We start from the raw sequence: 22,992 nt of genomic DNA on the forward strand, positions 1-22,992 counted from the left end.
CTTATTAATAATAACCCCTCATAAGAGAGAATTCAATATTTATTTTTAAAGTATTGAGAATTTTTTGAAAGTTTTATCGAAATAATAAAACTTAAAGAACATCAAGTCAACAGGTTATGTTTCACGCTTACATGGCTAATGTTTTCGTTTTCAAGTATTTCGCCAAAAGTTAACCAAAAGATATATCAACATGAGCACCAGCCTATTCTCGAAAAATAACAGAGAGAATGGGCTGGTGTTTTTTCACATGACCTTTCGTTCTTCTACGAATTGTAATATCTCTCCATTCGACCTTTTTAAATGAATGGTTTTATGGCCATTGATGCCCGGCCTTAAAGTTTATCATGGAAATATTTTATTTTTCGGCTGTGTTAAATTTAGCTGTTGATTGTCGAATAATTAATTCCGGAGAAAGTAACAAACGTTCCTTATTCGTCTTTTCCTCCTTCATTTCCCCGATTAACAATTCAACCGCTTTCGCTCCCATTAGTTTAATCGGCTGTGCTATGGTTGTTAACATTGGCGATGTTGTGGTAGAAAGCACAGTGTTATCAAAACCAACAACCGATAAATCTTGCGGTACGTTTAAACCAACTTCCTTAGCAGCCTGTAAAACCCCTGCTGCTAATAAATCATTGCTCGCAAAAATTGCTGATGGCCTCTCTTTCATTGAGAGAATTTTTTTTCCGCTTTGGTAACCTTTTCGAATGGTTGCTTCTGTTTTTACAATATAGCCATCCGGTATCGATAAGTCCGCTTCAAGCATCGCTTCCTTAAATGCATCCATCCGCGCGGTATTACTACGAACATTTTCGATGATGATTGCAATTCTTTTGTGGCCCAAGGAAATTAAATGGGAAGTTGCTAGATATCCCCCTTTATAGTCATCCACAGTCACAGTATTTACGGATAATTTTGGAATATCTGAAGCTAATAATACCATCGGGAATCCTTTATCCAGCATCTCTTCAAGTAAATCCGGACTTCGGAAAGCAGATGCTACAACCAGACCATCTATCCTTTGACTGGTTAACAGCGATAAATAGCTCTTCTCTTTTTCAGAATCATTATCTGTATTGCACATCATCACGTTATATCCAAAATCATGACTTCGGTCTTCAATACTTCTTGCAACTTCGGCATAAAATGGATTCGAAACATCCGGAACTAGTAGGCCGAAAGCCTTTGTTCGCTTTCCCCTTAATGAGGCTGCAGCTACATCGGGAGAATAATTAAGTTTTTTCATTGCTTCCCATACTTTTTTTCTGGTCTGCTCACTAATGCTGCCAGTATGATTGATCACCTTCGAAACAGTTGTTGTCGAAACACCTGCTTCCTGAGCGACACTATGAATGGTTACCTTCATAATAGACCCTTCTTTCCCAGTAACCTTTTTTATGTTGTGATTATAACACTTTAAAGCCATGAACATCAGAAAAATAGACAGTGCTGCCCTAAAGCAAACTGTCTAAAAAAGAACTTATTTATGAATTTAATTAGATTAAAAGATTTTATAAGGTGATTGAACAGTTATCAATTCTCCTGTTTCAAACGACTCTTTACAAGCATAACCAAGAGCTGTTGATAATACTCCATCTTCAACCGTAACATTCGGCTGTCTCTTTTCTCTGACACAAGAAATAAACTCTTCGACCTCACTTAAATAGGCTTGTTCAAATCTCTCTAAAAATCCATCCGAGCATTCCTTTACAGCACCAGATTCATCAAATACCGTGACCATATTTTTTTCAGGAATGGTTCCAATTCGTAATGTACCTTTTGTACCAATGATTTCTGTTTCAATATGATATCCATGTGCACAGTTACGTCCGGCAATAAAAACGCCCATTTTATTTTGTTCAAATTTCACTAAGGCAGTCCCTGTTTCAGCATCGTTCAACTCCGCTATTTCAGGATATCCATAAGCGCCGCCAATTGCCCAAACTTGTTTAGCTTCAACGTTTAATAACCATCTGGCAAGATCCAAATCATGAATAGCCATATCTAAAAACAAACCGCCACTGTAATTATTTTTTGCAAATTGCATAAATCCATGTATTGCCTTTGCAGGATCAAAACCATAACAGCGAATTAAGTATGGCTCACCAATTTTGCCTTCCTCTATTTTCTTTTTCGCATATGCATAGGACTTGTCATATCTTCTCATAAAACCAAGCATGAATACTTGGTCTTTATGCTTGTTCACTACTTCTTGAACGCGCAATGCTTCCTCCATATATAAACCAAGTGGTTTTTCACTGAATACATGAAAACCTGCTTGTAATGCTTTCTCGATTTGTTCGCAATGAAACCCTGACGGAGAAGCAATAAAGATTGCGTCCAGTTCTTTATTTTTTAGCATTTCATCATAGCTGGTATATGCGTATGGTATATCCCATTCCTTTTGGACTTTTTCAACTTCTTCTGGAATCACACTGCAAACAGCTGATAATTCGCAATTTGGTATGCGAAACGCTAAATTCTCTGCATGTTGTCTCCCTAATCTTCCTAATCCTACAATCCCTACCCTAACCTTTTCCATCGTAAATCCCTGCCTTTTTTTTGGATTATTGTTAAGTAAAACGTTTTCTTTTTTTCATAAATATTAGGAATCTATTAAACCTCAAAAGCAAAAAATATTGTAGATTATACCTGAAAGAAAATGATTATATTTTTAGGTAAACGTTACCCCTTTTTTACGATTATATTATCCATTTATCCTCAAGTCAACATTTTATTTATTAAATCGAGGAAGAAGAAAATCCTAATTATAAAGACTTTTTTAAGTTAACTTTCCTACAAATTATATTCTTACTATTTCTCAGGGTCAGGGTAAACGTTACCCTATATCTAAAGGATATACTCCTTGGAATCGTACACCTTCTAATATCAATTGCTTCAGTTTAAGGATCTCTATCTGGCCTTTAATATTAGAATGGCCATTTCCAATGGCTTAACGATTGGTTCCTATTCTGGACTCCTTTAATCACATTTACTATTATTTATTGCTTTATACTTTTTCATCTTATTATAATAAAAATACAAATACATTAAGCGATATTACTAAATACTTAAATATATTGCTTCTATAAATTAAAGGAGAGCCCTATGAAAATTATTGAAAAAGGTGTGTTGCAAAAATCTGAAATTTTTTTTCATATTCCTAGTGAATTTGCCAAAAAGGCACTTTACTGTTTGCATGATTCTGGCCTTTTCCATTGTGATGATAGATATATCGTGGAAAGAAATCATTACCACAACTATCTCATCATGTTGATTAGGAAGGGATCCATGACCATTAGATATAGAGATCAGGAATATCAAGCTAGAAAAAACACTCTCGTATTTCTCAATTGCCATGAACCTCATACATACTTGGCAAATGAACATGTATTCTTTGAATGGTTTCATTTTTCAGGCATTGCGAGTCAACCTTATTTTGATTTTCTTTATGAGAAAAGTGGATGTATTTTTTCAATCGATAATAATATTGTCATTCCAGAATGCATGGATCAAATACTCCATATGGCCGAAAAGGGTAATATCAATGAGCATTTTGTTTCGATGAATATTCATAAAATTATGTATGAGTTGAATGAGATTTCAAATGAATCAACCGATATTCAAGAAAAAATTATTCTCCAAGCGATTGCCTATATTGAAAGCCACTTTAATACGGAAATCAATCTTAAAGAGCTAGCACAATACGTCAATTTAACTCCCTTTCATTTTTCTCGTGTATTTAAGAAATATACTGGATACTCGCCATATGAATATGTCCTTAACTTTCGCATAAACCATGCGAAAACATTACTTCAGAACACGAATCTTTCAATTAAGAAGATTTCTATTACAGCAGGATTTAATAGTGATACGCACTTTATCACAACATTTAAAAAGCATACGAACCTAACCCCAAAACAGTTTAGAGAATTACAATTCTAGGATCGAGATTTGACGCCCAATAAAAAATCACTTCAAATATTGAAGTGATTTTTTATCGTGAGCCGATCTTTCTTTCCTATAAAGCTTTAAAATTATCTTCTATTTGTTCTAATGAAAGCCCTCTTGTTTCAGGCAGGTACTTTGCTATAAAAATGACACCCAAAGCACCAAATACAGCAAATATGAAAAATGTTGCTGAAAGTCCAATTCCATTTAAAAGAACAGGAAAGAACATACCTACTAAGAAATTGCAAATCCATAAAAACAAAACGGCAATTCCCATCCCCATACCACGTAAACGGGCCGGGAAAATTTCCGATAATGTCAGCCATGTCATCGGACCAATAGCTCCTTGAAAGAACGCTAAATATAGTACGGTCATTGATAATACTACGTAGGGCAACATTGGCGAACCAGCAAGCGCCAGGGTTGCAATCCCAATCGCAATAAGTGCAAGGGTTGCACCGATTAAACCGGTAAGAAACATGGTCCGTCTATTCACTTTGTGCATGATGGACATTCCAACAATAACGGCAATCACAGAAATTAAGCCATTTGCTACGTTCCCGATCAATGCTGCTTTTGTTCCAAAACCAGAATTTTGTAGAATCTGTGTTCCGTAATACATGATAGAGTTTATACCTACTAATTGCGAGATAGCTCCAATCCCCATACCAAGAATGACAATCCGTCGAACCCAAGGGATCCCCAAATCTTTGAATGTTACTTTTTTTGCTTTTTTCTGTTCTAAGATATGTGCTTTAATTTCATCTAATTCGAGTGCAGCGGCATCCTCATGACGAATCTGTTTAAGTATTCTTAGTGCGTCCCCAACTCTTCCTTTCGAAGCTAACCAACGGGGACTTTCAGGTAAAATAATGACACCAATCCAAAGCGCTACAGCTGGTAAGGTAGCAACCACTAACATGTAACGCCATACATGACCTGTATCTCCAAAAACATTCCCAATAACTGCATTAAATACGTACGCAAGAAATTGTCCAGTCACAATCATTAATTCATTTTGAGTTACTAACCTGCCACGGCGCTCTGAAGGTGACATTTCGGCAAGATAAGATGGAACGACTACAGAAGCGCCCCCGACAGCTAGTCCTAATATAAAACGGAAAATAACCATTACAGTTGTATTGGGGGCTATGACGCAGCCTAATGCAGAAAACAAAAATAAAATGGCCAGATACATGATGGCCTTGCGACGCCCCTTTTGATCCGATAAACGGCCGCCAAATAATGAACCAAAAGCGGCGCCTAATACTAAAGAACTTGCGACTAGCCCCTCAGTGAAAGGCGTTAAGTTTAATTGATCGGGTTTAGCCATAAATGGAAGTGCACCATTTATAACTCCTGTATCATAGCCAAATAATAGTCCCCCAAATGTTGATACAATGGTAACTAACTTCAAAAACTTTTCTGGGTCCTTCTTTGTATGTTCCAGTTGAACTGACTTATCAGTCACTCTGATACTTTCCATGTTAAATTTCCCCTTTGCATTAGTTTACATGTTAGTCTAGTTACTTTATGTATTTTAGCAATATAGAAGTCTATCCGATTCTCCAATCACCTTAAAACAAAATTGTAATCGCTTACTATTAATACTAAAAAATAACCCATTTTAGAGTATTATAGTAGTGTTGTCATATTCTGAAAAGCTATTATCTTATCATTTTAGAAGCAAGAGAGCCTGTCAACCAGGCTCTCAAGCATCAGCTCATACCAATTGTTGTTAAGTATTTTCTAGTTCTTTTTGCGATTGGGAATGGTTTCTCAAAAGGCGCAGGATACATATCTTGTTCAACGATTGCCCAACCGGAAAAGTCAATATCCTCTAATACTTGCACGAATGCTTTCATATCGACAACACCAAGTTCAGGCTCACACATAATATCTTCACTCACTGCCTTTGCGAAGGACCAGCCCTGTACTTGCATTTTTTCTCTAACGCTTAGATCACAGCTTTTTATGTGAAGATAAGGAATACGAGCGTGATACTTCCGCATAAAAGAAACTGGATCCCCATCTGCGTATGCATGATGGCCTGTGTCCAAACAGAGATTAATATCCGTGTCATTCAAGAGTCTTTCAATTTGCTCTTCCGTTTCAACATGGCTTTGGGCATGCGGATGAAAAACCACTTCCAAACCGTAATTTACTTTCGCATGGTCACGGATTTTTATGATGTTGGTAATAAACTTGTCCCAGTCTGCGCCGTTTAAATCTCGCGGTCTTACCAATTCACCGGTAAAAAGATCAGTATAACAATCATCAATCAAGACCACATATTTTGCACTCTCAAATTTCAGTTGAAGCTCAGACATCTCATCTAGCAAGGCAATCAGTTCCTCCGTTTTGCGATTGGATGTTAGATCTCCCACTAGGGTAGTTGCGGTCAATTCAAGATTTCTTTTCTCAAGTTCTTCTTTTAGTCGTTCATATTCATTCGGAAGGTATCCCCATGGTCCCAATTCAATTCCTGCATATCCGGCTTCAGCCATTTCATTCATACATCTTTCCCATGGTGTTTGTTTTTCATTTTCAGGAAACCATACTCCCCAAGAATCTGGTGCTGTTCCAATTTTGATGTTCATGTTTCTCTCCTCCTCTTAAATAACTGCTGCCACTTGCTTTTCTACTTCGACCCATTTTCTTTCTGAGGCAGATTCTAGAATAGCGCTTACAGTTCTGTCGATTTTATAACCAAACTCAAAATCACACGCGTATGGCTTGCCTTCTGTAATGGCAGAAAGCAGTTCATGCGCCTCTAAAACTTTCATATCATTGTATCCAATCGCAATCCCAGATGCAGGATAGAAGGCATTGTATCCTTTATGTTCAGGACCGAGAAATACATTTCTGAAACCTCGATCAGCACTACTGTCAGATGTGAAGTAGACATTCACTTCGTTCATTCTTTCTAGTGAATAGTGGACCGAACCCTCTGTTCCTTGAATTTCAAATGATAGATAGTTTTTGCGCCCTGTTGCCACACGACTTGCCCCAATTGTGCCAATTGCTCCGTTTTCATATTCTGCAAGAATATTAATCAAGTCATCATTTTCTACATCAGCAAGTTCCGATGATCCAGCTTGTTTTGGTCTTTTCGGAATCACGATTTTCGATAAGGCATTTACACTTTTAATATCTCCAAGGATAAACTGAGAAACACTAAGCAGGTGTGAGCCTAGATCACCAAGGGCACCACTGCCAGAATGTTTGTTGATATGACGCCATGTAATCGGCAATGTTGGATCCAATAGTCCATCCTGGTCGTAAGTTCCTGAGAACCTCATGATTTTTCCTAGTTTACCAGAATAAACAAGTTCCTTAATATAAGCGTTTGCAGGATTCATCACATTGTTGTAACCAACGTAATTAACGACTCCCTTTTGCTTAGCAAGTTCGGATAATTCTTTCGATTGCTCTGCTGTAAGAGTTAATGGTTTTTCACAGTAAACGTGTTTTTCGTTTTCCAAAGCTGCTTTTGCCACCTCATAGTGGAAGGCATTTGGTGTAGCAATATCAACAACATCTACATTTGGATCCGTAACAACCTCTTGCCAGCTTTCAACCCATCTTGAATATCCAAGTTTCTCACACGCTACCTTAGCTGCCTCAATACTTACATCTGCTACCACTTCAAAAACCGGTTTTCCGGAGTCCGGTCCAAACAACATTAAAGCATTTAAAAATGAATTAGTGTGGGCCTTCCCCATCCATCCTGCACCAACAAGTCCTATTCTGATCTCCTTCATATATATCTCTCCTCTTCAAAATACTATTATTTATTGCTTTCTACATGTTTAATTTTATTACAATGAATACACAATTACATTAAGTGATATTGCTCACTTACTTAAATATCTTGCTCTTTGTAAGGGTGTTCAAAACTTTGAAATATTTTGAATGAGAGTTCCACATAAAAAAAAAAATTCCCCTTTTTTAATAAAAAGGGGAAGATCTTTGTCCAATATATTTACTAGGCACGAGCCTTACTTTTTTCGATAGATTTTTCTACTGCCATTTCAGCATGATTCTTCCCCCAAATGATGGTGAGAAGCGTAGCCAATAATCCCAATAACCCGACAAAATAAAAACCCGCTTTAATTCCCATCATCGAATTGAAGATACCCGCAAAAAATGGCCCTAAAAAGATTCCAATCGCATAAATCGCCTGGTAGGCTCCCATCGCCGTCGCCCTTTTTTCGGGTGCAATTTTATCAATGGCCAATCCCAATAGCAACGGGAAAATTAAGCCCAGTGAAAATCCGCAAAAAATCTGTACGGTCAAAAATATTCCTTTACTCTGAACAAACGGAATCAGTAACGTAAAAACAGAGGCAAGGAAAAAGGCCGTTCTTAGGGCATTCCATTCACCCAAAAGCGGAACCAATACTCTCCCCATAAAAAGAGTCGCAATGGCGTGTGGGATCATAAACGCAAACACGATCCAAGTTAGCTCACTTTTCGTAAAGCCAATCTGGAGGGCATAGTTGGATGTAAAGCCAAACATCGTTGAAAAAATAATACTATGTGCCAAAATCGATAAGAGAGCCACCTTCAACAATGATGGTTCTTTTATAACAACTGCTAATTCCTTCACCTTTAGCGGCTCTCTCTCTATTACTTCTTTTGATTCATAGATAAACAGGGATAGAATCAAACCGAGAACGCTGAAAGATACAGCCAACCAAAATGGAGCTTTCCAACCCCATTCACTTACGATTGAACCACTGAAACTCATCCCTAAAAACTGGGCAAGTACGATAATAAATGAAATACTCCCCATTGCCCGATGGATTTCATGATCAGCAAAGTAACTTGGGTATAAGACGGTAAAGGCAACCCACGTTGCTGCTGAAATTCCTGCAAGTGCGCGGGCTGCAAGAGCCCAACCTAAACTATCGGTTAGTAAAAAAATCACACAACTAAACAAACTGACCAACATACCAAAAATAATAAATGGTTTCCTAACCTTTTTTACATCAGAAAAGATGCCAATTGGGAGTCTGCATAAAAGCTGCATAACCCCGTAGCTGCTTAATACTATCCCAATAAATGTATACTTTCCGCCCAATGATTCCAGATAGGGTGAAAAAATAGGTACATAGAGAAATTGCGGAAACCACAATAGAAACGAAACAACAATAAATAGATATTTGTTTCTATTTGATCGTAATGTACTCAGACATACCACCTCCAATTTAATAAAGTTTAAGAAAAAACCGGGCAAAGATCGCCCGGTTGAAATTATGCTTTATTATTTGATCTAAAATCTCTAATCTTCTCTTTAACTGTTTCTTTCACAGCTTCCTTACCTGGTGTAAGGATTGCCCGGGCGTCATACACTTCTTTATCGTTCTCGAGTACATTGCGGACAGCTTTCGTCCATGCCTGCAAGCATTCTGTATTTACATTAATTTTGGCATGCCCCAATTCAATCGCTTGATGGATTTGGTGTAATGGAATGCCAGAACCGCCATGTAATACAAGTGGCACATTGGTTAATTCTGAAATCTCTTTCATTTCAACGAACCCTAATTTTGGTTCTCCTAGGTAGGGTCCATGTACAGAACCAAGGGCCGCTGCCAGTGCATCAACTTCTGTTTCTTGGACAAGCCGTAAACATTCTTGTGGATCCGCGTAATTAATGCCGCCGATAAGACCATCTTCGTTACCGCCCACGGTTCCGACCTCCGCTTCAACTGTCACACCGTAAAGTCGGGCATAGTCCGTCACTTGCTTTGTCATGGCAATGTTTTCTTCAATGGAATAGTGCGAGCCGTCAATCATCACGGAAGTATATCCAGCATCAATGGCTTCCTTACATCTTTCCACATTTTTTCCATGATCAAGATGCAGGGCAACCGGTACCGTAATCTTCTTTTCCTCTACAATTCTATTTACCATCGTAGCAATCGTCTTAAATCCGCCCAAATAATCTACTAATCTATCGGAAGAGGCCACAATGATAGGAGACCGTTCCTCCTCAGCCGCTTCCAGCATCGCTTCTGCCCATTGAAAGCTGTTGATATTAAATTGCCCTACTGCATATTTTTCTTGTTTCGCTTTCTCAAGCATTTCTTTCATCGGAACTAAACACGATGTTGAGATCATTTCCATCCCACCCCTCTTGTCTGAATTTTCAAATTTATTAAGGCGGATCAAATTCAAGTGAATTTGATCCAACCTCATGTTGTTTTAAGCTTTTTAGTATTGTTTTGCAGTTTCTAATTTGTGCTTCCTTAACTCAAATGCCTTTTGGATGCTTTCTTTATCGGATACTTCTGCCACACCGACATTCCACCAGCTATCATAGCCATCTGTCATTGTTTTTGGAAGGACTTTAATATCGATTAGTGTAGAGACTTCCTGCTTCTTGGCATCTTCTAAAGCAGCCTTTAATTCTTCTACTGTATTGACGCGATATGTTTTTGCACCATATCCTTCCGCCACTTTTGCATAATCAATATTTAAGATTTTATTATCATGGGTTCTAAATTCACAGAAATAACTGCCTCCGCCATGATCCATTTGTAAATTATTGATACATCCAAATCCTGAATTATCAAAGAGGACAACATTGATTTTTTGTCCGTATTGAATAGACGTGATTAATTCAGAATGCAGCAATAGGAAGCTGCCATCACCAACAAGGGAATACACTTCTTTCGTTGGCTCCGCCAATTTTACCCCTAATGCACCGGAGACTTCATACCCCATGCAAGAGTATCCGTACTCGACATTGTACGTATTTGGTTCAGACGTATTCCAAATCCGCTGTACGTCACCTGGAAGGGACCCAGCTGCGGTGATGATCACGCTATCAGGTGAAATCGTCTCATTCACAGCTAGTAATGCGGTCGTCTGAGCAAGCTCTGTGTTAAGTGCGTCCGCATATTCATTTAGTACTTCTTGCGAAAAATGATTTTTTACTTCCGGAAGGAAATTTTCACGTTGGAATGTTACATGACTCAAACGGTCGCGTTCAGCATTCCATTCCGCTTTCAATTCAGCAATTTCACTGCCAAAATCACTTTCATATCCTTCTAATAATGGAGCCAATTGCTCTAATGTTATTTTTGCATCTGCGACAACTTGGAAGGCATCCATTTTATATGCTTGCAGACGGCTGACATTGATGTTTAAAAACTTGGTTCGGTCAAAGTCAAAGGCCGTTTTGGAAGAAGTCGCAAAATCGGTATATCGTGTACCAATTCCAATAAATAAATCGGCTTGACGTGCTGCTTTATTGGCTGCCAGTGTACCAGTAATCCCCATTCCACCTAGATTATTTTTGAAATCAGATTCTATTGTGGCTTTACCGGCTTGTGTTTCTACTAATGGGATATTATGTTTTTCCGAAAGCGAGACCAAAATATCACGTGCTTGGGAGTATTTTGCGCCACCGCCAACTAATATGACCGGTTTTTTGCTTGCACGGATCCGTTCAGCAGCTCCCTTAAGTTCCCGCTCAACTGGTGCTTTACGATCCACATAATGGACTCGTTTTTCAAAGAATTTTTCATCATAGTCAAACGCTTCCCCTTCTACATCTTGCGCAATACAAATCGTTGCCGGACCAGCTTTTCCCTGGTCGGTCATCACTTCAAAGGCACGAAGCAAACTTGGCATTAACTGTTCAGGCCGTGTAATCCGATCCCAATATCTAGAGACTGGTTTTAATGCATCATTTGTCGTTACAGCTAAGCTGTATTCCTGTTCTACTTGTTGTAAAACGGGATCAGGCTGTCTGGATGCAAAGGTATCACCCGGGATAAACAATACAGGGATGTTATTAGCCAAAGCTGTTCCAGCCGCTGCGGCCAAGTTCGCTGACCCTGGCCCAACAGAAGTTGTTACGGCATAAATTTTTTGTCGAAGCATTTGTTTACTGTAGGCGATGGCTGCGTGTGCCATCCCCTGTTCATTTTTGCCTTGAATCACTTTTAAATGGCCTGAGTATTGCTCAAGTGCCTGCCCTATTCCTAAAACATTTCCATGTCCAAATACATTAAAGATTCCTTCAACAAATGGAAATTCTTTTCCGTCCACATGGATATATTGTTGATTTAAAAATTTAATTAATGCTTGCGCCGTTGTTAATCTAATTTTCCCCATGGCTATTCTCACCTCAAACTGTTTGTTCAGCTTTTTCAGATCTTTCCGCAATCAACTGTTCAATTTCAGATACGGTTGGCATCGCTTCTGAAGAACTGTGTTTACTTACCACAATGGCTGCAGAGGCACTGCCGAATTTAAGAGCGGTTTCAATATCCTTGCCTGTGATTAAAGCGTATAAGAAGGCAGATGCGTAAGAGTCGCCTGCACCAAACGTTTTTAAAACTTTTGTTAAGTAAGCGCGGCCTCTAAATGTTTCTCCTGACTTTGCATAGGCATAGGAACCTTCTACACCATGTTTGATCACAACTAATTCTGGAGAATGCTTAAACAACTGTTCGATGGTTGCTGCGTTGCTGCCTTCAGTCACATTTTCCATGACATCAAATTCATCGCGTGTACCAACAACAACATCTGACTGCTGTGCTACTAATGTATAATAAACAGATGTTTCTTCAAGAGATGTCCATGTATATCCGCGATAGTCTAATTCGAATACTACTTTTACATCATTTTTCTTTGCTAGCTGAATCGCTTTTAACACCGCTTCACGAGAAGGGCTTTTGGCAAGAGCAGTTCCGGAAACAAGCAGAACTTTTGCTCTTTTAATATAATTTTCATCTACCTCTGAAGGCTGTAAATAAAGATCAGCAACTTCATCACGGTACATGAGAATGCTGCACTCTTCCGGACTTTTAATCTCTGTAAAAGCCAGGCCTGTCTTATGACCTTCTTGATCCACCACCATGTTGGATGTATCCACACCCACACCGCTCATATATTGCTCAATAAACCGGCCATGCTGATCATCGGCAAGTTTCCCAATGAATCCTGCTTTTAATCCAAGCTTTGATGAACCGATGGCGATATTTGCCGGTGAACCACCTACATACTTTTTAAATGTCATCGTTTCTTCCATTGGACGGTTGTATTCCACTGCGTTCAAGTCCATGCAAGCACGGCCGATGGCAATAAGATCAAACTCTCTATCAGAATGAAATTGAATTTTCATGATTAAAGCCACTCCTTTATTTTCGGTTTAGAATCCATTCATGGGCTGGTTCGTTGTAGAATTTCCAGATACGTGTTGGTCCTGCCATTACATTTAAATAATAGGACTCATAACCATCAGGCACACCAACTGGATGGTATCCAGCCGGTACTAATACGACATCACCATTCTCTACTGCCATGGTTTCATCAAGTGAACGGTCATCTGTATAGACGCGTTGGAAGACAAATCCTTGCCGCGGGTTCATTTCATGATAGTAGCTTTCTTCTAAAAAAGATTCATCCGGCAAATTATCTTGATCATGCTTATGCGGCGGATAGCTTGACCAGTTTCCGCTTTCTGTGAATACCTCTACAACTAGCAAGCTATTTGCAGACGGGTCTGAATCAGGTAAGATATTATGCACTAAACGCTTATTGCTGTATTTTCCTCTATTTTCAATTCCATTCTCTTCAGCCTTTATTAACTTTGTTGGGAGTTGATTGTTCGAAGGAGAGTAGCAAAGAGCCACACGAGCTTGTGTAACACCCTCTACCACAAAAGAACGATCATTTGAAACATAGACACTATCGGTTGGTCTCTTTTCGAAAACGCTTTCCCTTGTGCCAATATTCTCATATACTTCTCCGTCAGCCGACACATTTATTTTTCCTGTTAGGGCAACGATGCAGCATTCCACTTTGCTTAAGTCTTCTGTATACTTAGCACCTGGGGCTAAATCTACTACTTTAAAACCAACATATTCTAACGGGGAGTTTTCACTAGTTACTTCATGAACGATGGTAACTCCTGGTGACGTTTCGTTTTGTTTGGGCTTTCGGAGCAATTTACTCAACTTGTAATCCTCTCCTATCTATGTAATAGCTATTATCCTGACCGTAGAGGACAGGATAATAGCATTTTATGTTGCTATCACTTATTCGAATTTTGGTGTTTTATAATTAGCCGTAACAACTTTTTTATGTGTATAGAATTCAACCCCGTCTTTTCCGTTGGCAGGTAATGTTCCATAGAAGGAAGATTTCCATCCTGAGAACGGGAAGAAAGCGATTGGAGCTGGAACACCTAAGTTAACTCCAAGCATTCCTGCATCGATATTTTCACGGAAGTAACGAATCGAAGATGCATTTGAAGTATAGATACATGCACCATTTGCAAACTCAGATTTATTGGCTGTTTCAACCGCTTCTTTTAGATGTTTAACACGAACGATGGAAAGGACTGGTGCGAAAATTTCATCTTTCCAAATGGTCATATCAGTTGTCACATCGTCGAAAATCGTTGGTCCGACAAAATATCCTTCTTCAGGGGCATTTTCACGGCCATCACATACAAGTTTAGCACCTTCATCAATACCTGTTTGAATATATCCTAATGTACGCTGCTGATTTTGTTCGCGAATAACTGGTCCTAAGAATACACCCTCATCAAGGCCATGTCCGATTTTGACCTCTTTTGCTTTCTCGACTAATTTCTCAAGAAATTCATCTGCAATTCCTTCTTCAACTGTTACAACAGCGCAAGCCATGCAACGTTCGCCAGCAGAACCAAACGCTGAAGATATAACGTTAGTTGTGGCAAGTTCTAAATCTGCATCGTTTAATACGATGGAATGGTTTTTCGCACCTGTTAAGGCTTGAACACGTTTTAAATTTTGGCTTCCGCGCTTATAAACATATTCTCCAACTGGCTTTGAACCTACGAATGAAATAGCTTTTACTTCTGGGTGGTCTAACAGTCCGTTTACTACATCATGTGCACCATGAACCACATTAAATACGCCCTTAGGAAGTCCAGCTTCTTCTAATAGTTCTGCTAATCTATTAGCCAATAATGGTGTTCTTTCAGATGGTTTAAGAACAAAGGTATTTCCAACGGCAATGGCGGTTGGGAACATCCAGCATGGTACCATCATTGGGAAGTTAAATGGTGTAATTCCGCCAACAACACCGATTGGATAACGATAATTTGTGACCTCAACATCTGTTGCAATTGTTGAAAGTGAATCTCCCATCATCAGTGTAGGAGCACCTGATGCAAATTCTACATTTTCAATTCCGCGCCCTACTTCCCCAAGTGCTTCTGTAAGATTCTTACCATTTTCTATTGTAATGATTTTAGCCAATTCTTGCTTGTTTTTTTCTAATAGCTGCTGGAAGTTGAACAGGACTTTCGTACGTTTTAGCACGGGTACATTTTTCCAGCTTTCAAATGCTTTTGCTGCTACTTCTATGGCATAATCAATTTCTTCTTTTGTTGAAAGGGGAACCTGGGCAATGACTACTTTTTTCGCAGGATCGTACACATCTTCGAATTGAGTCGCTTTACTTTCAACCCATTCACCATTTATGTAATTTTTTAGTTTCTTTACCTGTGTTAATACTTTAGACATCTTTTTTCCTCCTTAAGAAAAACTTCTTATCATTTTTTGAGTAATTTTTAATTTCGAAACGATTAAGACTCTAGTTAACTGGTAAGATACTTTTAATTATTTGTTACTTGTTGGTTATGTTTTGGTCATCTTTGATTACATCTTAATACTATAAACGCTTTCAGTCAACTATTTTTTAATATTTTTTTAGTATCGAGTTAACATCATTTCGGCCCTAGGCTCCTTACAATTTACCAGTTAAAAACTGTGCTTCTCCAAATCCAAAGCTCCAGTCAGACGCCCCATTGGTAACAATAGAAACCATAATATCATTTGGGGCAATTCCACAGCTTTCACCAAGCTCTTGTACCAAGAGTTTATAAAAGGATTTCTTTTGCTGATCACTTCTTTGAGTACTTGTTACACTCACAATGACTAAATCATGGCTCCTCTCGAATCCTAATCCAGTATCTTCAATGATTAATTCATTGACAGGATGTTGATTTATTATTTGGTAACGATCTCTTTCAGGTACGCCAAAAGCCTTTACAACGGCTCGGTGGGAAGCATCTAATAATTGTTTTAAAGCTTTATCATCCCGGCCCTGTATTAAATCAAAGCGAATTAACGGCATATGTCTCTCCCCCTATTAAAAGTAGGATTTCAACCAACTTATCAACTCACTATTAAATATTGAGCATCTTTTGGTTAAGTTATGATTATATCATAGTGTTAATTCAGGCTGTCGTCAATACTTATTCAGCCATTTGGAAGAAAAGTTTTTGGAACTACGAGAATTCATTGACTAGCTTTAGGAATTTGCTAAAAGAGATAGAATCTAAAAAAGCCTTTCCTCATCAAACACTGAGGAAAGGCTTTTATTTTATGAGATTTTTCCACCCAGACTAGAGTTTCTAGTATATTCTAAAACGCTACTTGCGCACGATTAAATATATAATCCTTCTCTAATGGATTTCAACGTTACCTCATTGGACCACTCCGGTTTATCAGGAAACGCGAATACTGAATTTGTTACAATTCCATCAAATTTCATTTCTCTTAATTTCCGATATAATGCATCGAAGTTTACTTCCCCTTGGCCAGGATTCAAATGTTGATGGATGGTTACGTTTGCATCAGGCGGATTAATGATATAACGTAATCCAAATGCCGCTTTATGATTAAGCGTATCAGCAATTAGGACATGTGCGAGTAAATCTCCTGCTTCATCTAAGTGTTTGGCTACATCACCAATACCATCATCATAAAAGAAAGCATGTGCTACTGAATATACCAACTTAATCCAATCTTTATCAAGTGCACGAATCATTTGAATTGCCTCCGTGTTCAACTCAATAAAATCATGGGGATGAGATTGTAAATTTAGTTTAATACCTTCTTGTTCAAAGATCGGCATTAACTCGTCCATTGATTTTACAAAAGCAGCTTCACTTTCAACTGGACGGCTTTTGTCACCGGCAAATTCGCTGTTCATTAAATCAACTCCTAATTCAGAAGTGATTTCAATACAACGTTTCCAATTCCTTACTGCAGCCTGGCGTACTTCTTCGTTTGGCGAAGACCATTGTTGAACAGGAAGCACGGAAGAGATTTGAACTCCGGCATCTGAACAATATTTTTTCAAATCTTTTATCAGCTGCTTATCAACCTTTGGATATTGATTAAACCAAATAAAATCTTTACGTGGAGATAACTCCACCCATTCATACCCTAATCTGGCAACTGCATCGATAGTATCTTTTAAATTTGTGTTGTCACGATAATGTGACGGATCGTAAGCTAAACGCATTTTCATTTTCCCCTTTCTTTTGTAAGCAAAAACATGTCACTTATGTTTTGTATTACTATTAATAAGTAAATACTCTTTATTACTCTTAATATGTAATGTAATTCTCTACCCATTCCAAAATATTTTTTAGCCGAATATAAATCCCAAAGCCATTTCATCATTAATAACCTTCATATACCCAAAGTTTTTATTATATGTTGGGTAACTCTTGGTTATCTATATGTACATATTAATACGAAACGTACCTACAATCAATATTTTTTTATTATTTTTTTATGAGAATATGTGAGAACCATAAATATTTACAAAAAATCCCCTTCTTTCGTGGCGTTAGCCACAATTGAAGGGGATTTTGAAAGATTCCACTAGTCAGCCATAACAAGTTGTATGCCATTTTTCTTAGCATATTCTTGATAGGTTTCATTCGGAAGCGCGTCGGTAACAATATAGTCAATTTCATCAAAACCGCAATAGGTCATTAAACCATACTTATCAAATTTATCGTGGTCTACCAATAAATAGACCTCTGCACTTCTATTCACAACGATCTTTTTCAATTCACTTTCTAGGGGGGATGCGTTGGTTACACCATTTGTTAAGGAAATCCCAGTGGAAGCCATAAAGGCTTTCTTAATATTATAATCTTTTAGCAAATCCATATTTCGCGGGTTTACAAATGATTTGGTTTTACGTTCAAGCATACCACCGATTGTGATAACATTTATTTTTTCATATGGAAGTGAATCAACTATAAAATCAATGTTATTTGTAAAAACCGTTACTTGTTTGTCCTTTAAATATTCAAGCATTTCAATTGTAGTCGTGCCTGAATCAATAAAAATAAAATCCCCATCTTCCACATAACTTGCTGCCTTTTTTGCAATTAATTCTTTCCGATCCTGGTTACGCACTTGTCTTACTTGGAAAGATTCGAGCTTACTTTGAACGACGGATACCCCGCCGTACACTTTTTTAAGTTCCCCGCGGTCCACCAATTCTTGGACATCGCGTCTGATCGTATTTTTAGATACATTAAAAACTGTAACTAATTCGTCTAATGACGCTGATTGATGCTCATTAACATATTCTTGAATCTTTTTTAAACGTTTCTCTTTAATCATATCCGTTTCACCCTAGTTTTCTGCATCATAAATTGTTATTGTTTACAATTATAACATATATATTACCAACAACTAACCAAAACCTTGGTTATATTTTTAAAAAATGTAAAGTCATTTATTGGGTCTTTTAATTGGCTATGATTAGTTGTATGCCATTATTCCTAGCGTATTCCTGATAGGAATTACTTGGGAGCTTATCGGTTACTAGATAATCGATCTCAGCTAAACTGCAATAGGTCATTAATCCATATTTATCAAACTTGTCATGGTCTACTAATAAATAAACCTCGGAACTTCTGTCAACAATTGTCTTTTTCAATTCACTTTCTAGAGGGGATGCATTCGTTACACCGTTTGCTAATGAGATACCAGTAGATGCCATAAACGCTTTCTTAATATTGTAATCTTTTAGTAAGTCCAAACTTCGTGGGTTACTAAACGAATTGGTTTTAGGATCAAGCATCCCTCCGATTGAGATGACATTCAAATGTTCAAATGGAATGGCACGAAGAATAAAATCAATACTATTCGTAAATATGGTCAGCTGTCTTTCCTTTAAAAATTCAAACAATCCGATTGTCGTGGTTCCTGAATCAATGAAAATAATATCGCCATCTTCCACATAACTTGAGGCTCTTTTCACAATTGATTCTTTTTGCCCTTTGTTACGTATCTTTCTATCTTGAAAGGATTCAAGTCTTTTACGAACGGTAGTAACCCCGCCATAAACTTTCTTCAGTTCTCCACGGTCAACTAATTCTTGAATATCTCGTCTAATGGTATTTTTAGATACCTCAAAAACTGTAATCAGTTCGTCTAATGACACTGATTGATGCTCAAGAACATATTCCTGAATTTTTTTGATACGCTTCTCTTTCATCATTTTAGTTCACCCTAGTTCTGGCTTAATAATACCCATTTATTATATAATATAACACAAACATCACCAATACTTAACCAATACTTTATTATTTTTTCCAAGAAAGTGATTAACTTAATAATTTGTTATTCTACAAATCGGAATTTAATCGTTCAGGTATATTTTTCTATTTTGTTAATCTACCTAAAAATCAAAAAGTCCCCTTTATAATAAAAAAGGGGAATTTCTTTTGGTTCACTTATTAAGAATTAGATTGGATAATTTGTAATATTTCACTACGAGCTCTAAAACGATGGGATTGTAACATGGATCGAGCAGCATCCGGTTCAGCGGAATGCATAACAGCAACAATGGCCTTCAATTCGGAGTAAAAAAGATTGGCGCTTCATCAATATTCTTTAGCCATATATGCTCTTTACGATTTAAACCGTCCTTCACCCAGACATCACCTTTAGATCCCACTCTCTGCTTGCGAACCCAAGTAAGATAGGTACCAACAACTTGAGGTACTTCATCAAGTTCATTATTGTTTGGAAATGAGATTTGCTTTTGTTCTTTTGTTTTAATATTAATCTCATACAGTGTGGTGAACATCGTTGGAACGGGCCCTTCTTTCCACACCTTGTTCTCTTTTGCGCGAGCGACAATCACCTTTTCCGGTGAGAACCATTCCAAATCAAGGTCTACAAAACCTTTAGGTGTGTATTCCTTTTGCGGCTTGTAAGTTGGCATATCAGCAATCGTCGTTTTCTTATTTTCAACAAAAAATCTTCCTTCTCCTGAAATATAGGCTAGTTGGTTGGCTGATGGAGCCCACTTGAACCAGTTTTTGAAACCTAACATTTTACCTACCGCTTGAAAGTGTTCTCCTTTGGAGGTTAAAACACATAAAGTATTGCTATCCATCGACCAAGAGGCGGTTGGAGTTGCTAAAAAGCTAACCCACTTCCCGTCCGCACTCCACTTAAAATAATCAGCATCAATCGCAAACAGCTCAGGTTCTTTTGTTTTTATGGTATAAAAATGCCTCATTTTTTCTTTCGCGAGATTGGCATCTACTGGTATTCGATAAAGCGGAATGGGCCCCCATCCCGTTGGACGTAACTTAGATTGTGAGGCAACGATAAATTCCTTCCCATTCGGAAACCATTCAAAACCGCTAACCCCAAGTGAGACATTTTCAAAACCTTCCGGACGGCCATTCTTTGTTTTCGTAATGTTCAAAATGCCTTGATCATTGTAGGCTAATTGATTTTTGGTTGGAGACCATTTAAAGTCAGATGTTTCGACCCTTACGTAAGGCTGGTAGGTTTCCCTTTCCTTTGTATCATAAATAAACAGATTAGATTTTTCACCCTTTTCATCCCCATCAATAAAACCAATAAACCTGCCATCATATGACCATTTCTGAGAATACACATATCGATTTTTAGTGATTTGTATTTCTTGTTCTCCCTTTTTGATCCAGAGCTGATGGTCACGGATAAAAGCAGCAGTGAGCGGAGTTTCTGCACTGACAACCAACGAAAAATTAAGACTGAATAAAATTATTAATAATACAATCCGAAATCCCAAGAGTATCCCTCCTGTTTATATTGTGCCCTGATAGGAACTTGGGATGCTCCTAACTAACAATCGTGAAATGGTCCAATTTGGAGGATATCTTCCAATTTTAAGTACCCGATCTGATAAATAACCGGAGAAATTCCGCTTAATTCTTAATTATCATTAAAAAGGGCTCAAATAGACGGAGAAATTCCGCCTATTGACTCGAAAAACATGAAAATGGAAGATTTTTCTTTGCATAAGCGGAAAATCTCCCCTTATTTCCCCCAAAACAAGCCCCATTCTGCATATAACCGGAAAATCTCCGCTTACTTTCGCTGGTTACTCGATTAAGGAAAAGACGTTTTAGTTTAAAAAACTGATTTTCGAATGATTACCCACTGCCTCGGGAATAATTTATTTATATTTAAAGAAGGTGGGATCCTTTTGATTTTAACAAATCCGATAAGCTCATCAGAGGTAGGAACCCTTTGGCTTACATACCAAGAAAAAACTCTTATTATGAGAATTTTAGAATATTTCATGAAAAAAGCGGATGACGAGGAAGCCAGGAATATCTTAGGTGGCTTATGGCAGGAGTTAAATTACTATGTTATAGAAATTGAGAAAATATTTAGCCAGCAAGGGGTCGTTATTCCAATTGGTTTTAGGAAAGAAGATGTTAATTTAGAAGCGCCCAAATTATTTGACAATGGATTTGACGTGATGTTTTTACGAGTATTAAAAGAAGTAAGCATGGGTATGTACACCATTAACATGAATATGGCATATAACGATGATGTAATAAAGATTTATGAAGGACTTACCACTGTTACCCACAAAATTTATAAGTTAGCCACCCTATATTTACTGGAAAAAGGAATCTTGACCCTTCCACCAAAGGTGACAATGCCAAAAACAACAGAATTTATTAAGAGTAAGGATTATATGAACGGCTTTCACCCATTTAATTCTAAACGGGCATTAAACGACATTGAACTTGGTGTACTCCATCATGGAATAGAGACTAATAACATTGGAATGCAGCTTATTACAGGATTTGCTCAATGCGCGCAGAGCAAAGAAGTTAGAAAATATTTTGAAAAAGGGAAAGAACTTGCAAAAAAACAAGTTAAAATATTCCAAGGAATTCTTTTGGAAAATGATATACCGTTTTCGGCCCATTCAGGGGGTACGGTAACAACGTCAACCATTGCCCCATTTTCAGACAAACTAATGATGCATTGTATCACCTTTCTAAATGGATTTTGCATCGTAGGAAATAGCTTTGGTACATTTTTTACATTAAGAAATGATATCTCCTTAAAATTAGCCCTCCTAGCCAAAGATATCTATTTTTATGGTCAAGAAGGGATTGAAATTATGATCAAGCATAGATGGTTTGAGGAACCACCTCAATCAGAAGACAGAAATCAAATCATAAATAACTCATGAAGTTTTGCCAATTCAAATAAAGAGCGTTGCAAATTCTTGCATCGCCCTTTTCACTTCTATACTAGTCTTTTCCTTGCTAGTAAATACCCAAAACCAATAACAAAGACTGTAATTGCAGTAGGAATCAATAACTGTAAATCACGAGTGAGAAATGATACAAATTCGGGTTCCTCGACAATCATTTCTCCTGCAGTCCAAGATAAGATTCCTGAACCTGCATAGGAGATAATCGGGTACTTCTCCATTGCTATTAATATTAACTGGCTTCCAAAGACAACAATTGGAACACTTACAATCACACCGATCACAATACCGCCCAAATTCCCACCAACTGCCCCCGCAATAGCTAGGACATTATCAAGAGACATGACAGCATCTGCAATGATAATTGTTTTGACAGCGGAAAATAAACTTGCCCCGCCCTCTTTCAGATGTTCCTCCTCCTCACCAATTAATAACTTAATGGCAATATACACGAGCAGAAGGCCGCCAATAAAGGTAACGAACGGTACGTCAAGCAGGTTAACAATGACTACTGCAAAAAGTAAACGTAAAATAATCGCTCCAAAGGTTCCCCAAAAGATTGCTTTCTTTTGCTGTTTCTTTGGAACATTTCGTGACGCCATTGCAATTACAACTGCATTATCTCCACTTAATACAATATTAATTACTATAACTTTCAATAATACTGCAAATGACAAACCAAAAATCTCCAAA

Annotated in this window: 19 protein-coding genes; 2 read left to right on the plus strand and 17 right to left on the minus strand. The window is 37.8% G+C overall.

The window, feature by feature from the left end; all coding sequences use genetic code 11:
* Positions 1 to 355 precede the first annotated feature (355 nt).
* Both COJ96_RS22055 and COJ96_RS22060 read right to left on the minus strand, forming a co-directional pair.
* On the minus strand, positions 356 to 1,366 hold the full coding sequence (locus COJ96_RS22055) for a LacI family DNA-binding transcriptional regulator (protein WP_098575934.1): 1,011 nt from the start codon (positions 1,364 to 1,366) through the stop codon (positions 356 to 358).
* Positions 1,367 to 1,501: 135 nt separating this feature from the next.
* Positions 1,502 to 2,542, minus strand: coding sequence for a Gfo/Idh/MocA family oxidoreductase (locus COJ96_RS22060; protein ID WP_098575935.1), 1,041 nt, complete (start codon positions 2,540 to 2,542; stop codon positions 1,502 to 1,504).
* A gap of 566 nt (positions 2,543 to 3,108) precedes the next feature.
* Here COJ96_RS22060 and COJ96_RS22065 point away from each other — a divergent pair.
* Entirely contained in the window at positions 3,109 to 3,945 is an 837-nt protein-coding gene (locus tag COJ96_RS22065; RefSeq protein ID WP_098575936.1) for a helix-turn-helix transcriptional regulator, read from the plus strand.
* A 76-nt stretch (positions 3,946 to 4,021) separates the two neighbouring features.
* On the opposite strand, the gene COJ96_RS22070 is transcribed toward COJ96_RS22065, so the two are convergent.
* The 14 genes from COJ96_RS22070 to COJ96_RS22135 form a co-directional block, all read right to left on the minus strand.
* A complete protein-coding gene (locus tag COJ96_RS22070; protein ID WP_098575937.1) occupies positions 4,022 to 5,437 on the minus strand; it encodes a sugar porter family MFS transporter in 1,416 nt (471 codons plus the stop codon).
* Between the two features lie 232 nt (positions 5,438 to 5,669).
* Entirely contained in the window at positions 5,670 to 6,551 is an 882-nt protein-coding gene (locus COJ96_RS22075) for a sugar phosphate isomerase/epimerase family protein (RefSeq protein WP_098575938.1), read from the minus strand.
* Positions 6,552 to 6,566: 15 nt separating this feature from the next.
* Entirely contained in the window at positions 6,567 to 7,715 is a 1,149-nt protein-coding gene (locus tag COJ96_RS22080; protein ID WP_098575939.1) for a Gfo/Idh/MocA family protein, read from the minus strand.
* A 224-nt stretch (positions 7,716 to 7,939) separates the two neighbouring features.
* On the minus strand, positions 7,940 to 9,148 hold the full coding sequence (locus tag COJ96_RS22085; RefSeq protein ID WP_098576158.1) for an MFS transporter: 1,209 nt from the start codon (positions 9,146 to 9,148) through the stop codon (positions 7,940 to 7,942).
* Positions 9,149 to 9,210: 62 nt separating this feature from the next.
* The gene (gene fba, locus COJ96_RS22090; RefSeq protein WP_098575940.1) at positions 9,211 to 10,083 is read right to left on the minus strand and encodes a class II fructose-1,6-bisphosphate aldolase; all 873 of its coding nucleotides are present in this window, start codon (positions 10,081 to 10,083) and stop codon (positions 9,211 to 9,213) included.
* An 87-nt stretch (positions 10,084 to 10,170) separates the two neighbouring features.
* Positions 10,171 to 12,081: a 3D-(3,5/4)-trihydroxycyclohexane-1,2-dione acylhydrolase (decyclizing) gene (gene iolD, locus COJ96_RS22095; protein ID WP_098575941.1), complete on the minus strand. Its 1,911-nt coding sequence runs from the start codon at positions 12,079 to 12,081 to the stop codon at positions 10,171 to 10,173.
* A gap of 13 nt (positions 12,082 to 12,094) precedes the next feature.
* Complete coding sequence (iolC, locus tag COJ96_RS22100; protein ID WP_098575942.1) at positions 12,095 to 13,093, minus strand: 5-dehydro-2-deoxygluconokinase; 999 nt, start codon at positions 13,091 to 13,093, stop codon at positions 12,095 to 12,097.
* A gap of 16 nt (positions 13,094 to 13,109) precedes the next feature.
* A complete protein-coding gene (gene iolB / locus COJ96_RS22105; RefSeq protein ID WP_098575943.1) occupies positions 13,110 to 13,928 on the minus strand; it encodes a 5-deoxy-glucuronate isomerase in 819 nt (272 codons plus the stop codon).
* An 81-nt stretch (positions 13,929 to 14,009) separates the two neighbouring features.
* Entirely contained in the window at positions 14,010 to 15,485 is a 1,476-nt protein-coding gene (locus COJ96_RS22110; RefSeq protein WP_098575944.1) for a CoA-acylating methylmalonate-semialdehyde dehydrogenase, read from the minus strand.
* Positions 15,486 to 15,708: 223 nt separating this feature from the next.
* Positions 15,709 to 16,098, minus strand: coding sequence for a tautomerase family protein (locus COJ96_RS22115; protein ID WP_098575945.1), 390 nt, complete (start codon positions 16,096 to 16,098; stop codon positions 15,709 to 15,711).
* Between the two features lie 312 nt (positions 16,099 to 16,410).
* Positions 16,411 to 17,274, minus strand: coding sequence for a sugar phosphate isomerase/epimerase family protein (locus tag COJ96_RS22120; protein ID WP_098575946.1), 864 nt, complete (start codon positions 17,272 to 17,274; stop codon positions 16,411 to 16,413).
* A 365-nt stretch (positions 17,275 to 17,639) separates the two neighbouring features.
* Positions 17,640 to 18,395, minus strand: coding sequence for a DeoR/GlpR family DNA-binding transcription regulator (locus COJ96_RS22125; RefSeq protein ID WP_098575947.1), 756 nt, complete (start codon positions 18,393 to 18,395; stop codon positions 17,640 to 17,642).
* Positions 18,396 to 18,522: 127 nt separating this feature from the next.
* Positions 18,523 to 19,278 carry a DeoR/GlpR family DNA-binding transcription regulator gene (locus COJ96_RS22130; RefSeq protein WP_098575948.1) on the minus strand — a complete coding sequence of 252 codons (756 nt, stop codon included), beginning with the start codon at positions 19,276 to 19,278 and terminating at the stop codon, positions 18,523 to 18,525.
* 354 nt (positions 19,279 to 19,632) lie between these two features.
* Complete coding sequence (locus tag COJ96_RS22135) at positions 19,633 to 20,850, minus strand: eIF2A family protein (protein WP_098575949.1); 1,218 nt, start codon at positions 20,848 to 20,850, stop codon at positions 19,633 to 19,635.
* Positions 20,851 to 21,267: 417 nt separating this feature from the next.
* Between COJ96_RS22135 and COJ96_RS22140 the strand changes: the two genes are divergently transcribed.
* Positions 21,268 to 22,275, plus strand: coding sequence for a DUF3231 family protein (locus COJ96_RS22140; protein ID WP_257148593.1), 1,008 nt, complete (start codon positions 21,268 to 21,270; stop codon positions 22,273 to 22,275).
* A gap of 56 nt (positions 22,276 to 22,331) precedes the next feature.
* On the opposite strand, the gene COJ96_RS22145 is transcribed toward COJ96_RS22140, so the two are convergent.
* Entirely contained in the window at positions 22,332 to 22,976 is a 645-nt protein-coding gene (locus COJ96_RS22145; protein WP_257148594.1) for a TerC family protein, read from the minus strand.
* Positions 22,977 to 22,992 lie beyond the last annotated feature (16 nt).

This window comes from Bacillus sp. AFS073361 (assembly GCF_002567005.1).
Taxonomy (GTDB): domain Bacteria; phylum Bacillota; class Bacilli; order Bacillales; family Cytobacillaceae; genus Neobacillus.